Here is a 17,344-nt window from a genome sequence, read left to right on the forward strand (position 1 = left end):
CGGTGTCCCGGGCCCCGGCGGAGCCGTCGGCCGGGCCATCAGTCGCCGCGCAGCAGTTCCGGGGAACCGGGCACCGGCTCGCCCAGGTCCGCGCCCAGGGCGACGATCCGGTTCTGCCCGTCCACGTGGACGACGCGCGGCTCGAACGTCTTGGCCTCGGTTTCGGGCACCTGCGCGTAGCTGATGATGATCACGAGGTCCTCGGGGTGGACCAGATGGGCCGCGGCGCCGTTGATCCCGATCACTCCCGTGCCGCGCTCCCCCTCGATGACGTAGGTCTCCAGACGGGCGCCGTTGTCGATGTCGACGATCTGCACCTTCTCGCCGGGCAGCAGGTCGGCCGCCTCCATGAGATCCGCGTCGATGGTCAGCGATCCCACGTAGTGCAGATCGGCCTGGGTCACCGTGGCGCGGTGGATCTTGGACTTGAACATCGTGCGATACATCGGTACGTCTCCAGGTTCAGTGCTGAGAGAGGCCTGACGGACGGTCCGGGGCTACGGAGCGAGTGACCGCGATGCCGGCGATCAGGAGCACCAGGCCCACGAGCAGGCCGACGGCCATTCCGGAGTGGGCGGGCTCGGGCAGCCCGGAGCCGGCGCCGACCAGGAGCCCCGCCGTCATGTTGCCGACGATCTCGCCGACCGCGGTCACCACGCTCACCAGGGCGAACACCTGGGTCAACTGGTCCGGCGGCACGGTGTCCGCGGCCTCCACCTGGATCTTGGGGAAGGCCAGGCACTCCGCCACCGCGAAGAGGGTGAGTCCGGCGAGGATCAGGACCAGAGCGCTGGTGAACGACAGCACCAGCCCGATGCCGCCCGCGACGGCCACGGTCAGGTAGAGCGCGCCCCGGGGCAGTTTCGAGAAGAAGGGGAGCATGGCCAGCTGGATGGCGATGATGGCCAGCGGCTGGTAGCTCAGGAACAGCGTGCGGTGCCCGGCCTGCGCCGGGTTGACCACCTCGTAGAGCAGGATCATGGCGTACAGGAAGCCCATCGCGAAGTAGATCGCGAAGGTGTAGACCAGTACGACGGCTGCGGCGCGGTTCTTCAGGACGGTGAGGCTCGCCCCGAAGCCGCGCGTGCCGGGTGCGGGCACCTCGAAGGCGAGCCCGCGGCCGAGCAGACCGACCGTCAGGCCGACGCCGAGCTCGACCACCACGAGGCCCACCAGTGCGGGGACCCCGGCCCGGCCGACCGGGCCGGCCGCGACGGGTGCCAGGACGTAGGCCAGGTTCAGGAGGATGAAGAACACCTGGAACACCTGGCTGCGCCGGTCCTCGCGCGCCGCAGCCGTCAGGAGCGACCGCACGGCGGGCCGGGACACGCCGACGCCGAGACCGGCCAGCACCGCGAAGAGGAACAGGGCGGCGTCCGCCGTACTGACGGCGACGGTGGCGAAGCCGGCCGCCTTCAGCGTGGACGCGATCGTCAGCGTCCAGGCGGAGTGGAGCCGGCCGAACACGAGCGGGGTGCACACCGCGCCCACCAGTGCCGCACCGACATGGACCGACAGCGCGAGCGAGAAGACGGTCGGGGCGATCCGGCCGCCGTGCAGCACCGCCACCGGCAGCAGGGTGAGCACCATGGCCAGGCCGGCGTTCGACAGCAGGGTGAACCCCAGCCCCGCGGCGACCGCGGGCGGGTGCCCCGTCGCCGGCCGGGCGCTCCGCGCGGTCTCGGTGGACTCCATGCTCACCGGGTCCCGTCGGCCGCGGCGACGGCCTCGCTGTCTAAGAGCAGCCGGCCGACCCAGGCGAAGAAGGCGTCGGCGAGCTGCGACCGGGCGGGCTCGGGGAGACTGGAGAACTCGGCCATGGCCGTTCCCCATTCCCCGAGGACCGGGCCGTCGTCGGTGAGCAGCCAGTCCACGCAGAGGTAGTCGGCCTGAAGGCTCGCGACGATCCGCTCGACATCGGGCATGACCGCGGCCACGTCCGGGTTGGCGCTGGCGCTGCCGCCCTGGGAGATGTTGGAGAGGTAGGAGCCCTCGGCCGGGGTGCGCAGCATGCTCGCGGCGAACGTGCCCTCCACCATCGCGACCCGCAGGTCGCCCCGGTTGGGCAGGTACTCCTGCACGATGTAGTTCTGGCCGGTCTGCGAGACGATGTCGACGGCCGCGCGCAGCTGCTCGTAGCTGTCCAGCTTCAGCACTCCGAAGCCGATGCCCATCTCACGCGCCTTGAGGATGTACGGGCCTTCGCCGATCTCCTCCCGGACGACGTCCAGCCCTCTGCGCGCGTAGCGGCCGAAGGGCAGGGCCACCGTCTTCGGCGTCCTGACACCCAGGACGGACGCCCGCGCCAGGATGGCCAGCTTGTCGCGCTCCAGGCTCTCGGAACCCACCAGGGAGCGGTTGAGCAGCACCGAGTCGCTCGCGTCGATGGCGCGGTAGACGCCCCGCAGGAAGTGCGTGGCCTGCGGATCGCCGCTGACGTCGTCGACGATGTACGCCCGGCGCGTCTCCAGCAGGTCGACGCCGTTGTGCCACAGCCGGGGCCGGTCACCGCAGGCGGGCACCAGCTCATTGGCGGAGACGAAGCGGAAGGAGAAGCCGTGCTTCGCGCACGGCTCGGCCCAGCGCTCCTCCATCTGCGCGGAGATCTTGTCCACATACTCCGGAAGGAAGTCGTCCGGATGGCAGATCCAGGTCACCACGTGCTCAGTCGCCATGATCCCATTCCCCCACGAAAACCCTTTCGGCCAGGCCCGGTCACCGCTGTGGCGCTCGGTACGGGCGTGGCCTCGAACACCGCAACTCTTACAGGGGAGCGATGGGTTCCGCCGGCTTTGGCGGGCTCGGATCCTTGCCTGGCGTCGATACGACAGGGGGGTCTCGGGAGGCGCGCAGCACACGGCGGTACTTGTGCGGGGCCGGCGGGTCCGATGCTTCAGACAGCTGCGGCCCGGCCGGGGCGGCAGTCCCGCGGTTCGATCGGCGGTTCCGGCGCGGTCGGCAGACCGGGGTGCCGGAGTCGGTCGGCCGCTTGCACGGTGTCGACACTGCGGGCATCTTGACGACGCATTGTCGCGTTCCTGACAATCACAGTCCCCCCGCTGTCACCTGGAGGCCCGTTGAGTCACGGCCCGTCACGCCGCGCCGCCCTGCTCGTCGCAACCGGCTGCGCACTCGCGCTGCCCGCCATATGTTCCGGCACCGCTCGTGCCGCCGGCACCGTCCCGGCGCCGTACCGTGAGCTGCCCCTGGTCACCCACCCCCGTCACCCCGCCGCCCGCTACGCGCCCGACGCGGTCCGCCGTCCGCACGCGGAGCCTCTCAACGCCACGGTGGACTGCGCCACGGGCCGAGGAGCACGCGACTGATGGCCACCTTCGTCTCCCGCTCCCAGTGGGGCGCCCGCGCACCCCGCGATGTCAGCAGCAACATCACCCCCTCGCAGGGCGGCGTCGTCGTGCACCACGTGGACGCGGTCAAGGTCGCCAGGGTGAGCCACGCGGACTGCGCCGCCCAGGTACGGGGCATCCAGAACCACCACATGGACACCAACGGCTGGTCGGACATCGCCTACAGCCACCTCGCCTGCGTGCACGGCTACGTCTTTCAGGGACGGGGCGAGTACGTACGCACCGCCGCGCAGGGCACCACTCAGGGCAACGACGACTGGTACGCGGTGTGCGCGCTCACCGGCGGCACCTCCAGCAACTACGACGCGATCACCCCGCAGTTGATCGACGCGATCCGGTACGGCATCAACCGGCTGCGCGTATCGGGCGGTGCGGCCCGCGCCATCACCGGACACCGCGACCACCATGCGACGGAGTGCCCCGGCGCTCTCTACGCGCGCGTACTGAGCGGTGAGGTGAACCCCGGCGGCGGACCGCTGCCGTACCCCGGGGTGAGTTTCCGTCAGCCCCCGACGTTCGTGCACGCGAGCGTGGCGACGTGGCAGTACCGAATGAACACGCGGTTCGGGTACGCGTTGTCCACGGACGGCCAGTACGGCCCCGGCTCCGACGCGGCGTGCCGCGACTTCCAGGCGGACCGGGGGCTGACGGTGGACGGCGTTGTCGGTCCGAAAACCTGGGGTGCTGCTTTCTCCTGACCGGTGCGCCTTCGCCCGACCGATGTGCCGTGCCGTGCCCGAGCAGCTGTCGTGCGGCTTGGGTGGGGGCGGGGGGAACTGCGGGCACTGTTTACCCGCGGTGATCAGGACATCTGGGTCGTCCCGCCCTTCGCGGACCAACGATCACGGTGTGGGCGGACGACTGGAGCCTCCCGGTCGGCGCCTACTGTCACCCGGGACGGCTGTCGAGGTCGACCGCACGATCACCCGCGACAGCGTCGCCGGCCACCGCCGACTCGGGACAGGTGCGCGCCAGGGACGGGCGAGGAATTCGGTGGTCTACTGAGAGGGAGACTCCCGCACCCCTGGGAGGACGGTATGTGCCCCTCTCCGTCTCCCGACCCCGGTGCCTGGCGACGCAACGCACGGTGGCGGCCGGGCCCGCCCTCGCGGCACCGCCCCTGGTACCCGTGGGTCATCTCATTGCTGCTCACCTTCGTCCTTTTCGTAGGGTTTGGCGCAGTGGTATCCCTGCAGGACAGCCGGAGAACCGGGTCCGAGACGCCCTCGGGACCCGGTGCCTCCTCCTCGATCTCCACCGCCGCCCCGCCGCCCCCACCGATGTCGTCGCCCGCCACCATGACGTCGAGCACCCCGCCGTCGACGAGCCCCGCACCACCGTCGACCGCCCGGACACAGGAGACCCACCGTGCCCCGCCACCGGCACCCGGCAAGCCCGCTGCCACAGTGCAGCGCGTGATCGACGGGGACACCATCGATGTGGTCGGCGACGGGCGGCTGCTGCCGAAGAACACCGTGGCCCGCGTCCGTCTGCTGGAGATCGACACGCCGGAACGGGGCTCCTGCTACGCCGCCCAGGCCAGCGCCCGCACCACGGAACTCGTCCCACCCGGCAGCACCGTACGCCTGGAACGCGACGACGAACTCATGGACCCGTACGACCGCTACCTGCTGTACGTGTGGAACGACCGCGGCGTGTTCGTCAACGAGTCCCTGGCGCGCAGTGGCCACGCCGAGGCGGTGCTCTTCGAACCCAACGACAGGTACTGGACCAGGATTTCCTCTGCCGCGGATTCGGCTCAGGCTGTCGCTGCCGGACTGTGGGCGGCGTGCCCTAAAACATCGGAACCTCCCACGGCACCAGGCGTCACCACCTCGTCACCCCCGGCGGAGACGGGCCTGACCCAAGGCCCTCCCGCCAGCGGGTCCGACGTGGACTGCGAGGACCTGTCGGGCCCCGTTGTCGTCGGCCCGGACGACCCGCACCGGCTCGACCGCGACGGTGACGGCATCGGCTGCGAAAGCGACTGAATCCAGCGTTGTTCGACATCACAGGCAGAAGGATCACAGCCGTGCGGGGTGAAGCGGCCCCCACCCGCCTCGTCTGCTTCGCGTCTCTTGCGCCTCTTGCGCCTCGCAGAAGCCTGGCGGCAACACGGACCGGACACGCCGCTCGTCAGCCAGTGGCGACCCGACGCCGACCGCGGCCAGGCGCGGTGCCCGCGTCTCACCGCCCGCTCCGTGGAGTTCACCCAGGCGGGTATCCGGTCAATACCGGGCCCGCGCGTCCTCGTTGTACCCGCGGGCCCGCCGAGGGACGGAGCCGACCTGCGTACGGCGAGGAGAGACGATGAGCACGCAACACCCCGGGGCGCGGACGGAACCGACCCGGACGATCATGGTGGACGGCGCGCGGGTCGCCTGCTGGGAGTCCGGGCCGCCCGACGGGGAACCGGTCCTGCTGCTGCACGGCTACCCGGTCAGTCACGACTGCTGGCGTCACCAGATCCCGGAGCTGTCGCACAAGCACCGGGTGATCGCGCCGGACCTGCTCGGCTGGGGCCGCTCCGACCGGCCCCTCGACCTGCGCTTCGACTTCGACACGGAGGTCGCCCGGCTGGGCCGGCTGCTCGACGCGCTCGCGTGCCCCTCCGTGAATCTCGCCGGTCACGACTACGGCGGTTTCCTCGCCCTCGGTCTGGCCCAGGACCATCCCGGCCGGGTCCGCCGCCTCGCTCTCCTCAACACCCGCGCCCACGCCACCTTCACCCCGCGCTGGCATGCCGCGTTCGGGCTGCTCACCCTCGCCGGGCGGACTCCCGGGGTGCGGTCACTGGCGGCCCGGCTGCCGCTGGCCGCCGTGCACCGCCGAGCGCTCGGACCCCTGGTCCGCCGCGGCCACCTCGACGACGAGGTGCTCAACGACTACATCGGCTGGATGGAGACCGTCGAGGGTCGCCGCTGGCTGCTGCACTACTTCTCGGACTACCGCGTCGCCGCCCGGCCCGAACTGCGCCGCCGGCTCAGCGGCATCACCTGCCCGACAGCCGTCATCTGGGGGCGCGCCGACACCTACCTCAGTCCGACGATCGCCCTGGAGTTGGCCCGGCACATCCCCGGCGCGGAACTGACCATGCTCGAAGACGCCGGCCACTGGACCATGGAGGAGCACCCCGCGCGGGTCACCGCGGCACTGCGGGACTGGCTGGCGCGGAAGGTCTGAGGAACGGTGCCGGTGCTGAGCGGCCAAGCGGCCACTCGAGAGCGCCGTCATGACCAGGACGTGGACAGGAGGTCGACGAGGGCATCGCCCCGGGCGGTGCGGCCCGCCTGGACGTGCTGGCCCTGTCGTGTGCGGTGGATGAGCCCGGCGGCCTCCAGTTGGCCGCAGTGGTGGGTGACGGTCGACGGGGCGTACCCGAGGGCCGCCGCGAGCTGGCCCATCGTGTGCGGGCGTTGGAGGTCGCGCAGGATGCGTGCCCTGAGTGGGCCGAGCACGAGTGTCAGGGCGTCATCGGCGGTGGGCTCGGGATACCGCCCGCCCCACAGGATGCTCAGGCCGGGGACCGGGTAGCCGAACCAGACGGCGTCCGGGCGGTCGAAGCTGAACACGGAGGCGCCGTTGCCGGAGACCATCGGGACCAGCACCACGCGCCGGCCGGCCCGTTCGAACGTCTCGGGGTGGGGATCGGGCAGGCGCAGTGTCTGGCCGGCCAGGCGGACGCGGGGGCCTATGCCGGCCAGTACCGGCTCCAGCGCGTCGCTGACCGCCGCGACGCCGATGCGTTCGGTCTCCCGCGCGAGCAGGGAACCGGCCAGGCCCCAGGCCGGGGCGTAGCTCTCCCAGACGGCGCGGAGAATTTCCGCGTACGCGGTGATGAACGCCTGCGGGCGGTCCACGACACCCTGCCACTGCCGGGGAACCGTGCCGCGGAAGTCCGCTTCCAGCTCCGCCAGCAGTGTGTCCGGCGAGACCTGCTGCAGACGTTCGAGTTGGGCTGCCAGGTCGGTCTCCCACAGTGGGGCGGTGGGCGTCAGGCAGTCGGGCACCAGGGAGTATTCGGGAGCGAACAGCGGATGCAGGACACCCGCCGCGTCGGCCGGGACGGCCGCCCGTACGGCCCGCCTCCAGGTGGGATGGACGCCCTGCGAGCGGCCGCCGAAGACATCCGCGACCAGCGACATCAGTGTGACACCCGGCTGAGGTACCACAGAGACGGCGACCGTCTCCAGCGGTCCCAAGTGCAGCTGTGAGTAGGCGGACACAGAAGAACCCCCGTTCGTCAGTGACTACGCCGACTGTAACTCCGCGGGGCGCCGATGCCGCTTTTCGAGACTCTTCGAAAGGCTGGAGGGCCTGCCGCGGCGGGGGGAGTATGGCTTCAGCCCGCTCAACAACCCGCCGCCGATCGGTTGATCCGCCCGTGGTCCGTCCTCCCCGATCGGCAGGCGGGCCACCGGTCGCCGACGGGTGACCACCGAGACGGTCGCTGACGCCATGCTCACCCTGGCGGGGGAAGGGTGAGCATGGCGGCGGTGTGTCGGGGGTCGTTGGCCGACCGTCACTCGTCGGCGTGGGCGGGCGCCTCGATCGTTGCGTTGCAGGCCGAGGAGGGACGAGTCCCGCCTCGGCTCGCTGACGAGCTGTGCCGGGCCACCATGTGGGCGCCGGATGCCAGCCGGTGGATCGCCCCGGTGCCTGTCCGGCCTTTGGCCGGCTTCCCTTCCTCGACGTCCGCGCCGTCGTCCTGTTTCCGGGCCGGGCCGTTCCGACGGAGTGCGCTGGAAGGTCGATCTCTCACCGTCGCGCGCTGGGCCCATGGCCGTCCCATCGCCCGACGAACCTCTCTGCGCGCCTGCGAGATGGGTGCCGACCCGGTTGCGGGCCGACCCTCGCGGGAGCGCTCCCATGATGGCCGAAATGGCTCGTACGGCGCGTCTTGTCACGCCCGGACCCTGACCGTACAGTCCGCTGAGGACGCATGGGAGCGCTCCCATGACTGCCGACCTTCCCCACGGAGGCGCTCATGAGGTCAAGCAGCCAGCCGACGGTGTACCGTCCCGCCCTTCTTCCCGGGTGCCCGGCATGAGTCATGACCAGCGAAGCATCGTCGCGGCGGCCGCAGAAGGGCCGGCCACCGCCGTCTCGGAGACCCCGGCAGTCGCCGACGGTCCGCGTACCTTCCCCGCCCTCTACCGGCGGCACAGTTTCGCCGTGCTCAGGGTGTCCGTCGGGCTGCTGTTCCTGTGGTTCGGGGCGCTGAAGCTCCTGCCGAGCGTCAGCCCTGCCGAGGACATGGCCGTCCGGGTGATGAACGAGCTGACGTCCGGCCGGGTGCCCGCCGACGTGTCCCGGCCACTTCTGGCCACGCTGGAGCTGATGATCGGGGCCGGGCTGGTCACCGGTCTGCTGCTGCGGCTGACCCTGGCGGTCTTCTTCGCCCACATGGCCGGGACGTTCACGACGCTGGTCGTCCTGCCCGCCGAGATGTGGGACGGGAACATCGCCACCCCGACGATGGCCGGACAGTACGTGATCAAGAACATCGTGCTGGTGGCGGCCGGGTTGGCCGTCGCCGTTCACCTGCCGCGGTCCGGCGCCGGGCGGCGGGACGAGGGGCCGTAGCCGGCGCCGACGACGCGATCCATGCCGGGATGACGGCCGACGGAGTGAGCGGCAGTCGGACGCCACCCTGACAGAGGCGCCGCGATCTTCCCCATCTTCGCGTGGCCAGCGCCAGGGTGGCTTTGCCGAACCCGCAGAGGGGGGAACACGAAGGGGCGGGACGTCATGGAGTGACGTCCCGCCCCTTCGTGTTCGCTCCGGAGGGAGCTGCGCGAACGGCGCGCCGCCCTCAAGCGTTCTACCAGCGGCTGGCGTTCTCCGGGGAGACGTCGGCGCAGCCGCCACCAGAGCAGAGCACGGTGTAGTGCCCTTCCGTCGGTGCGGCGGTGCTCGGTGCCGTCCACGTCGGCGCGGACTGCGCGGCCGCGACCACTTCAGGGTGGCTCACCAGTTCGGGGTGGCCGTCCGCGACGGCGAATCGGTGCCCAGGGCGAGCGTTGACGCGCACGCCGCGGCGGTGAAGACACCCGTCGCAAGGCACTGTCGAATACGCATGAATTTTCCCAGTCATCGTTCACTGTCCGGCGACCCACTCAAAGGTGGCGAGCAGGGCGCGCAGTCCGCGCGGTTTTGCGATCCCCTCCGCCGGCGGCGGATGAGCGGCCCCCGCGGCGCTGCTCATGGCAACACCCTTCGTTCCAGGGGCCAAATACCGCCAGCCTTTGACAATCGTCGAAGGGCTCCGCGCCAACTGGGGGGTGGCCGACGTCAGTCCCATGCGTTGAAGAGCACGCCGCCCAATGTGGTGATGCCGTAGAGACGAATGGCGCGCCACTCGCCCTGCGTCAGGACCGAGGTGTCGAGGTCCGAGAGCGACAGAGTGAGCTGCGCGCGGTCAAGCACGGCAAACCCCAGGTCGGCAAAGGCATGGGCCCACGGTGGCGGGGTGAGGAACTCCTCGGTGTACCAGGCCCGGTGTTCCCGGGCGAAGGCGATCCAGGGATGGTAGGCGTGGCACAGGATGACCCATTCGCCTGTGTCCTCGATGACCGTCGCGGTGTGGAACGTACGGGGATACGTCTGTTCCTCCACGTCGCCCACACGGCCTCTGGCCTCCCGGGCGGCCGCATACAGCGCTGCCCGGAACGTCCGCTGGTCGGTGTGCGGCAGCGGTCCGTCCTTCGGCCGGAAGAAGCCCGTCGCGCCTCGCGGCAGTGTGAACGCTGGGTCCTTGTCTGCGGCCATGTGGCTCATTCTGCCGAGCAGAGACCCCGTTCACCTCACGCCGGCACTCCGAGTTTGCTGCTCGATGGATCGTGAGCGTTTTCGGACAGGCCTGCGGCTCGTGGACCACCCCCGCGCTTACCCCGCAGCCCCTCCCCCGCCGGTTTGATGGATTGGCGCTCTCCGGGATTGGGCAGTGAAGTCCCGCAGCACGTGACATGAGCACGCCCACCTTCCCCACAGGAGGTCGACCATGCACTCACGCACCTTTGCCCACGGTCTCGCCGCAGCTCTGACGGCGGCCCTCACCCTGGCCGGTGGCCAGGCCCACGCCGGGACGGCCGCGCCGGACGACCGCACCCTCGCACCCCGTGTCATCACCTATGACGCCAGTGCTTCGGCGGAGTTCAAGGCCGCCGTCGACCGCGGTGCCGCCATCTGGAACGAGAGCGTCAACAACGTCGAACTGCGCCCGGTGGCTTTCGGACAGCGCGCCAACATCCGGGTCCTCGCCGACGACGGCTGGCCCCGTGCGCTGACCACCTCCCTCGGCAACGGAACCGTCTACATCGGGCGGCAGGCCGTCAACCAGGGCTACGACACGATACGGATCTCGTCGCACGAACTCGGCCACATCCTGGGCCTGCCCGATCGCAAGCCCGGCCCGTGCACGAGCCTGATGTCGGGCTCCAGCGCGGGCGTCTCCTGCAAGAACCCCTACCCGAACTCGGCCGAGAGGGCTGCGGTCGAGGGCAACTTCGGGGGCATGCTCACCCGCCCGGCGGGTGTCCGTGAGGGCGTGCTGACCGTCAACTGACCGCCGTCCGGGGCGCGGGGACATTCTGTTCCCGCGCCCCGTTCCCCGGTACACCAAAGGGGCAGACGATGACGGCGACGACGGGCCGGGGCGCGTCCGGTATACGGGGCCGGATCATGGTGCGAACGGGCGCGTGCCAGGCGCCCGTGGGTGATCGCCGGGTGTGCCAGAAGTCCAGCCGGGTTCAGAAGTCCAGGCGGACGTCGTAGGAGCGCAGCCAGAAGTCGAGTGCCAGGACCAGTTCGGCGCTGGTCCGCAGGCCGTTGCCGGCGGACAGGCCCTCGGTGACCGCGGTGGTGAGCGTGGGCCGGTCCAGCAGCGCGAGCACCGGATTGTCCGGGTCGCGGGTCACCCGGTCCAGCTCGGCGCGCAGCGCCTCCAGGTAGCGGGGGTCCTTGGTGGTGGGGTAGGGCGCCTTGACGCGGTCGGCGATCTCCGTCGGCAGCAGATCGCGGGTGGCAGCCCGCAGCAGGCTCTTTTCCCGGCCGTCGAAGGTCTTCATCGACCAGGGGGTGTTGAAGACGTAGTCCACCAGCCGGTGGTCGCAGAACGGCACCCGCACCTCCAGGCCGACCGCCATGCTGGCGCGGTCCTTGCGGTCCAGCATCCAGGGCAGGAACCGGGTCAGGTGGAGGTAGCACAGTTCGCGCATCCGGCGTTCCCTGCCGGAGACGCCGGGCAGGTGCGGCACCTCGGCGAGTGCCTCCCGGTAGCGCTGGGCGCGGTAGTCGGCGAGGTCGATCTTCTGGATCAGGCCGCGGTCGATGAGCGCCTCGCCCGGTCCGCTGCCGGGGCCGGAGATGCCGGTGCCGAACGGCGGGGCCAGCCAGGGGAAGGTGGGCGCGGCGACGGAGTCGGGGTGGTGGATCCAGCGGTAGCCGCCGAACAGCTCGTCCGCGGACTCCCCGGACAGGGCGACCGTGGACTGGTGCCGGACCGCCTTGAACAGCAGGTAGAGGGAGGTGTCTCCGTCGCCCAGGTCGAACGGGAGGTCCCGGGCGCGCATCACCGCCTCCCGGTGCGCACGGTCCATCAGCGCCGGTGGGTCGAGGGTGACCACGGTGTGGTCGGCGCCGACGTGCCGGGCCAGCAGGTGCCCGTAGGGGGTGTCGGGGGTGCCGCGCCACTCGTCGGCCTGGAAGTTCTCGGCGTGGGCGGCGAAGTCGAGGGCGAAGGAGCGGACCGGTCCGTCACCCGTCCGTTCCAGGTGCCGGGCGGCGAGCGCGGTGATCGCGCTGGAGTCGAGGCCGCCGGAGAGCAGGGTGCACAGCGGGACGTCGGAGATCAGCTGGCGGGCGATGATGTCGTCGAGGAGGTCCCGGATCCGGCCGACGGTGGTGTCGAGGTCGTCGGTGTGCTCCCGGGCCTCCACCTGCCAGTAGCGGTTGAGGCGCAGCCCTTCCTGCCGGACCCGCAGGGTGTGGCCGGGCCGCAGTTCGTGCATGCCGCTGTAGACGGCGTGGCCGGGGGTCTTGGTGAAGGAGAGCAGCTCCGCCATGCCCTCGCTGTTGACGGCGGGCCGGGCGGCGGGGTGGGCGAAGATCGCCTTGGGTTCGGAGCCGAAGAGGAGTCCGTCGCGCAGCGGGAAGTAGTAGAGCGGCTTGATGCCCAACCGGTCGCGGACCAGGAGCAGTTCGCGGGTGCGCGGTTCCCACAGGGCGAAGGCGTACATGCCGTTGAGGCGTTCGGTGAAGTCCTCGCCCCACTCCAGGTAGGCGTGCAGCACCACCTCGGTGTCGCTGCTGGTGCGGAACCGGTGGCCGAGGCGGGTGAGTTCCTCGCGCAGCTCGCGGTGGTTGAAGACCTCGCCGCTGTAGGTCAGCGCCGCCACCGTGCGGTCCCCGTCGCTGAAGGTCATCGGCTGGCTGCCGCCCTCGGGGTCGATGACCGCCAGGCGCCGGTGGCCGAGGGCGACCCGGTCGTCCAGCCACACCCCGTGGTCGTCCGGGCCGCGGCAGGCCATGGTCCGGGTCATGGCGTCGATCACCTGGCGCTGAACGGGTTCCGCGGGGTCGTAGGAGACCCATCCGGCTATTCCGCACATGAGACAACTCCTTGAGTGGGACATCTCCTGCTGGGCCCGGACGTGTTCCCCCGCCCAGCGGGGCCGGGGAACACGTCCGGGCGCGCGGCACCCCTCAGCTGCGAGCGGTACTCAGCCCTGAGCGGTGTCGCTGGCGGCGAAGCGCTTGAACGTCCAGGTCAGCCTCATGACCACGAGGACCATGAGGACGCTGACCGCGGTGGCCCAGGCCATGGCGACGGCGTAGTCCTCGCCGCCGGGGTCGCTGCCGGCCACCATGAAGAAGACGGCACCGATGATGGCCACGCCCGCCGCGCTGGCGAACTGCTGGGCGGTGGTGAGGATGCCGGAGGCGACACCGGCGTCCTCCGGGTTGACCCGCATCAGCGCGGCGCCGAACAGCGCCGGGAGGACCACGCCGTTGCCGCCGCCGATCAGGCAGAGACACAGCACCACCCAGGCGACGCTCGTGTCGTCCCCGCTGACGTGGAGCCGGCCGGCGAGCAGCAGCAGGCCCAGTCCGGTCACCGCGCTGCTCACCACCAGGGCGCTCATGCCGAAGCGGTCGGTGAGCCGCGAGCCGACCATGGCGGTCGCGGTGAACAGCACACCCATCGGGGAGAAGACCAGTCCGGCCTCCACGGGGCTGAGCCCCATGCCCGCCTGCAGCAGCAGGGTCAGGGTGAACATGAAGCTGCCGAAGTAGACCATGAACGCGGTGCTCGCGATCATCCCGCCCCGGAAGGAGAGGCTGCGGAACAGCGACAGCACCAGCACCGGGTTGCCGCCCCGGCCCGCCAGGTCCCGCTCCCAGCGCAGGGTGACCACCGCCACCGGGACGGCGAGCGCCATGGAGATCCAGGTCCACACCGGCCAGTCGGTGGTGTGGCCCATGGTCAGCGGCACCAGCAACAGCGCCAGGGCCGCGGAGATGCCGATCGCTCCGGCCGGGTCGAGGCCGACGTCGCTGCGCTGCCGCTGCGGGGGCAGGACACGCGGCGCCGCGATCACGATCATCAGGCAGATCGGCACGTTGATCAGGAAGATGCTGCGCCATCCCAGGCCCGCGAAGTCGGCGGAGATCATCGCCCCGCCGAGGACCTGACCGGCGATCGAGCCGAGTCCGGCCGCCGCGCCGTACCAGGCCATGGCCTTCGGCTTCTCCCTGTCGGGGAACTCGGCCGTGATCACCGCGAGGACCTGGGGCACCATCACCGCGGCGGCGAGGCCCTGCGCCAGCCGGGCGGCGACCAGCTGCTCGGGGTTGGCGGCGATACCGCACAGCAGGGAGGTGATGCCCAGGGCGACGGCCCCGATGGTGAACAGCCGGCGGTGACCGTACCGGTCACCCAGCCGGCCGCCGGTGATCATGCCGCCGGCGTAGGCGAACGCGAAGCCGCCAACGATGAGTTCGAGCGCCGACGGCCCGGCGCCGATGCTGTCCTCCAGCGACGGGGCGGCGACATTGACCACGAAGAAGTCGAACTGCACGATGAACATGGCCGAAAGCAGGACGACCAGGACCAGATTGATGCGCAGCGGGGGTAAGCCCGTCGGCGCTGCCTCCTTGCCGGTGGAGGAGGGCGGGTGGGTGTCGGTCATGAGACTCCTCAAACGCCTGCAGCACTGTGCTGTGGGGCAAACGGACAGGAACCGTCGGGGCGGTTCGGCGGACGGGTAACGGCCACGTGACCGCAGAGGAGCCTATCGATCGGCGTCGGTGGTGCGGTTCCCAGGTGCGGTGACACGGTGGTTCCTCACGTCCGCTTTCGCCGGGTGGCGCGCAGCGCGCAGGTGATCCGCGCGGTGCACACCCGCCGCCCGGACCGGTCGGTGACGACCACCTCGTAGGTGGCGCCGGTCTGGCCCAGGAACAGCGCGGTGGCCACGCCGGTCACCGTGCCGGAGCGCACGGCGCGGTGGTGGGTGGCGTTGATGTCGACGCCCACCGCGATGCGGCCGGCGCCGGCGTGCAGCGCGGCGCCGATCGACCCGAGCGACTCGGCGAGCACCGCGGAGGCGCCGCCGTGCAGCATTCCGTAGAGCTGGCTGTTGCCGGCCACCGGCATGGTGGCCACCAGCCGTTCCGCGGTGGCTTCCTGGAAGGTGATGCCCATCCGGCCGGCCAGGGTCCGCGCGCCGGCCTGGTTGATCCAGTCGGCGGTGCTCTTCGGGTCGTCCTGCGGGATGCCGTCCGCCAGGGCGAAGGTGGGGACCGGTGGCCCGGGGGACGCGTCCGCGGTGGTCGGGCGGGGCCCGGCGTGTGGCGCGGGGCCGCCGGGCGGGGCCTGTCCCCCGCCCGTGAGGGACGCCTCGCCGCCCGCCGTCGCGGAACCGGCCGGCAGCCGTGCGGTCATCAGGCGGCGCCTGTCGTCAGCCGGGCGGCCTCCGTCCGCGCGGCGGGCCGGGCCGGCACGTAGGTGTGCAGCTCGGCGTAGCGCTCGCGGAGCCGGCGCTTGAGGACCTTGCCGGTCGGGCCGAGCGGGATGTCCTCCTCGGTCTCCGCCAACTCCAGCAGGGCGACGGCTGGTTGGCCGACGCGGGCCAGCACCTCGTTGACCTGCTTCAGCAGCACCTCGGGGTCGACGCCGCTCTCCCGGGGGCGGACCACGGCCACCGGTACGGTCGTCTGCTCGTGGCGGCCGGCGATCACCGCGCAGTCCTCTATCTGGGGGAGGTTGAGCAGCAGCTCCTCCTCCATCAGCACCGAGTAGCCGTCACCGCCGGGCGTGCGGATGGCGTCGACGATCCGGTCGACGTGGAAGAAGTCGCCGTCCGCGGTGCGGGAGACCAGGTCCCCGGAGAGCCAGTAACCGGCCAGCATGGTGCGGTAGGTGGTGTCCGAGTCGTTCCAGTAGCCGCGTGTCAGGGACTCGCTGCGCACGCCGAGCATGCCGACCTCGCCCGGCCCGGCCTCGGTGCCGTCCTCGCGGAGCACGGCCACCTCCGCGATGGGGACCCGGGTACCCAGGTAGCGGGCGCGCGGCGGGGAGTCGGGGGTGAGCACCCGGCGGATCGCCGCCCAGCCCAGTTCGGAGGAGCCCAGCCCGTCGTCGATGACCGAGCCCGGCACCGTACGGCCGTCCACGGTCGTGCTGCCGAGCCGCATCAGTTCGCGCATGTGCGCGTCGTGGCCGGCGTCGCCGAGGTTCAGCCACACCTGCACCGAGGTGAAGTCCGCCGGGTCCTTCTCCATGGTCGCCAGCCGGCCCAGCGCCTCGTTGAACGCCAGTACCGCCGTGGGCCGGTAGGTGGCGCAGGCGCGCACCAGGCCCGGTCCGCCGGGGTCCGAGTAGGCGACCGTGGGCAGGCCGGCGAGCAGTGCGTAGAAGGTGAACGCGATGGCGCTGGAGTGGGTCTGCGGCGCGGCGGCCAGCATCAGCGCGTCCTCGGACTCGGTGTTGTTCGCCAGCCGGAAGCGGGCGCCCGCCACGCTCTGCCGGTGCGTCCAGATCACCGGCTTGGGGTTGCCGGTGGTCCCGGAGGAGTGGCAGAGCACCACCGGGTCCTCGTCGGCGTGCCGGTACTCCGCGGACTCCGGCAGCGAGCGGTGGCCGAGCGTGCCGACCTCCTCCCGGGCGCAGGTCCAGCGCAGGCCGGGCAGTTCGCGGTGGCGTCCGTCCAGCAGGGCCAGGTGCGGGGCGTCGGTGTAGAGCCCCACCGGTTCGGTGCGGCGCATCAGGCCCAGGGCCAGTTCCGGCAGCATCCGGCCGTTGATCAGCAGCCCGATCGCCCCGATCCGCGCCAGCGCGGCGAGGTGCAGCTGGTCCTCGAAGGAGTCCTCGATGTAGATCGCCACCCGGTCCCGGGGGCGTACCCCGCGGTCGAGGTACCAGGCGGCCCAGGCGTCGGCCAGCGCGTCGAGCTGGTTGATGCTGAACTCGGCCTGCTCCTGGCCGTCGAGGTTGACCAGGGGGCGGTCCGCGATGATCAGCGGCAGGTCGGGCCGGGGACTCAGACGCGCGGCCGTGCGCCAGGCGTTCCCGCCACCGAGGCCGGGCAGATCCACGGCCCGCAGTCGGGCTTCGGGCGACAGAAGGGTGCGTGCGGAGAGGGGCATCATTCACCTGTCCTCGTTGAGAAGACCAGTGCCTTTTCTGAATACGGCCATGAAGGGCTGCGAACCGGGCGCGTGTCTCCGCATTGCTGCGGCGTGCCGCGACGGGCGTTCGGAATGGCGGTCGCATTATGTTCACGAGCCGCCGCTCTCCGGGGCCAGCCACGGTCGTCGAATATGTCAGGTTCACTCTTCCCGTACTGCAAACCTCTCCGCCGAACCGCATCAATGCGAGCAGAGACCGGAACAAGCCCTGACTGTGCTGCTGAGAGCGCTACTTGACGAATAATGCCGGACTATTTCGATGGCCCGCCAGAAGGCGTGTACGC

General features: G+C 71.1%; 16 protein-coding genes. 6 read left to right on the plus strand and 10 right to left on the minus strand.

Features of this window, described 5'->3' with window-relative positions; all coding sequences use genetic code 11:
* Positions 1–38: 38 nt before the first annotated feature.
* The 3 genes from panD to AB0M97_RS16380 are packed head-to-tail and all read right to left on the minus strand — an operon-like array spanning position 39 to position 2,675.
* Positions 39–446, minus strand: a complete 408-nt coding sequence (gene panD, locus AB0M97_RS16370) for an aspartate 1-decarboxylase (RefSeq protein ID WP_365961532.1) — start codon at positions 444–446, stop codon at positions 39–41.
* A gap of 16 nt (positions 447–462) precedes the next feature.
* Positions 463–1,695, minus strand: a complete 1,233-nt coding sequence (locus tag AB0M97_RS16375; RefSeq protein WP_365961533.1) for a hypothetical protein — start codon at positions 1,693–1,695, stop codon at positions 463–465.
* A gap of 2 nt (positions 1,696–1,697) precedes the next feature.
* Positions 1,698–2,675, minus strand: a complete 978-nt coding sequence (locus AB0M97_RS16380) for a hypothetical protein (protein ID WP_365961534.1) — start codon at positions 2,673–2,675, stop codon at positions 1,698–1,700.
* Between the two features lie 402 nt (positions 2,676–3,077).
* On the opposite strand from AB0M97_RS16380, the gene AB0M97_RS16385 reads away from it, so the two are divergent.
* From AB0M97_RS16385 to AB0M97_RS16400, 4 genes are all read left to right on the plus strand, one after another.
* On the plus strand, positions 3,078–3,326 hold the full coding sequence (locus AB0M97_RS16385) for a hypothetical protein (protein ID WP_365961535.1): 249 nt from the start codon (positions 3,078–3,080) through the stop codon (positions 3,324–3,326).
* Positions 3,326–4,066: a peptidoglycan-binding domain-containing protein gene (locus AB0M97_RS16390; protein ID WP_365961536.1), complete on the plus strand. Its 741-nt coding sequence runs from the start codon at positions 3,326–3,328 to the stop codon at positions 4,064–4,066. Before AB0M97_RS16385 ends, AB0M97_RS16390 begins: the two co-directional genes overlap by 1 nt.
* Positions 4,067–4,783: 717 nt before the next feature.
* Positions 4,784–5,359, plus strand: a complete 576-nt coding sequence (locus AB0M97_RS16395; RefSeq protein WP_365961537.1) for a thermonuclease family protein — start codon at positions 4,784–4,786, stop codon at positions 5,357–5,359.
* 319 nt (positions 5,360–5,678) lie between these two features.
* On the plus strand, positions 5,679–6,551 hold the full coding sequence (locus AB0M97_RS16400) for an alpha/beta hydrolase (RefSeq protein WP_365961538.1): 873 nt from the start codon (positions 5,679–5,681) through the stop codon (positions 6,549–6,551).
* Between the two features lie 47 nt (positions 6,552–6,598).
* Here AB0M97_RS16400 and AB0M97_RS16405 read toward each other — a convergent pair whose 3' ends face one another.
* Positions 6,599–7,513, minus strand: coding sequence for a winged helix-turn-helix domain-containing protein (locus tag AB0M97_RS16405; protein WP_365961539.1), 915 nt, complete (start codon positions 7,511–7,513; stop codon positions 6,599–6,601).
* A gap of 901 nt (positions 7,514–8,414) precedes the next feature.
* Here AB0M97_RS16405 and AB0M97_RS16410 point away from each other — a divergent pair.
* Entirely contained in the window at positions 8,415–8,954 is a 540-nt protein-coding gene (locus AB0M97_RS16410) for a DoxX family protein (protein ID WP_365961540.1), read from the plus strand.
* 238 nt (positions 8,955–9,192) lie between these two features.
* Here AB0M97_RS16410 and AB0M97_RS16415 read toward each other — a convergent pair whose 3' ends face one another.
* Complete coding sequence (locus AB0M97_RS16415) at positions 9,193–9,402, minus strand: hypothetical protein (RefSeq protein ID WP_365961541.1); 210 nt, start codon at positions 9,400–9,402, stop codon at positions 9,193–9,195.
* Positions 9,403–9,662: 260 nt separating this feature from the next.
* Positions 9,663–10,139: a hypothetical protein gene (locus tag AB0M97_RS16420; RefSeq protein ID WP_365961542.1), complete on the minus strand. Its 477-nt coding sequence runs from the start codon at positions 10,137–10,139 to the stop codon at positions 9,663–9,665.
* A 232-nt stretch (positions 10,140–10,371) separates the two neighbouring features.
* Between AB0M97_RS16420 and AB0M97_RS16425 the strand changes: the two genes are divergently transcribed.
* Positions 10,372–10,935 (plus strand): snapalysin family zinc-dependent metalloprotease, encoded by a 564-nt coding sequence (locus AB0M97_RS16425; protein ID WP_365961543.1) that lies wholly within the window; start codon positions 10,372–10,374, stop codon positions 10,933–10,935.
* A 184-nt stretch (positions 10,936–11,119) separates the two neighbouring features.
* On the opposite strand, the gene asnB is transcribed toward AB0M97_RS16425, so the two are convergent.
* The 4 genes from asnB to AB0M97_RS16445 all read right to left on the minus strand — a co-directional run bounded on the left by asnB (position 11,120) and on the right by AB0M97_RS16445 (position 17,021).
* A complete protein-coding gene (asnB, locus tag AB0M97_RS16430; RefSeq protein WP_365961544.1) occupies positions 11,120–12,979 on the minus strand; it encodes an asparagine synthase (glutamine-hydrolyzing) in 1,860 nt (619 codons plus the stop codon).
* Positions 12,980–13,090: 111 nt separating this feature from the next.
* Positions 13,091–14,560: an MFS transporter gene (locus tag AB0M97_RS16435; RefSeq protein ID WP_365961545.1), complete on the minus strand. Its 1,470-nt coding sequence runs from the start codon at positions 14,558–14,560 to the stop codon at positions 13,091–13,093.
* A 155-nt stretch (positions 14,561–14,715) separates the two neighbouring features.
* Entirely contained in the window at positions 14,716–15,111 is a 396-nt protein-coding gene (locus AB0M97_RS16440; RefSeq protein WP_365961572.1) for a hotdog fold thioesterase, read from the minus strand.
* Between the two features lie 203 nt (positions 15,112–15,314).
* The gene (locus AB0M97_RS16445; RefSeq protein ID WP_365961546.1) at positions 15,315–17,021 is read right to left on the minus strand and encodes an AMP-binding protein; all 1,707 of its coding nucleotides are present in this window, start codon (positions 17,019–17,021) and stop codon (positions 15,315–15,317) included.
* Between the last annotated feature and the right edge of the window lie 323 nt (positions 17,022–17,344).

This window comes from Streptomyces sp. NPDC051207, assembly GCF_040682395.1.
Lineage (GTDB): Bacteria > Actinomycetota > Actinomycetes > Streptomycetales > Streptomycetaceae > Streptomyces.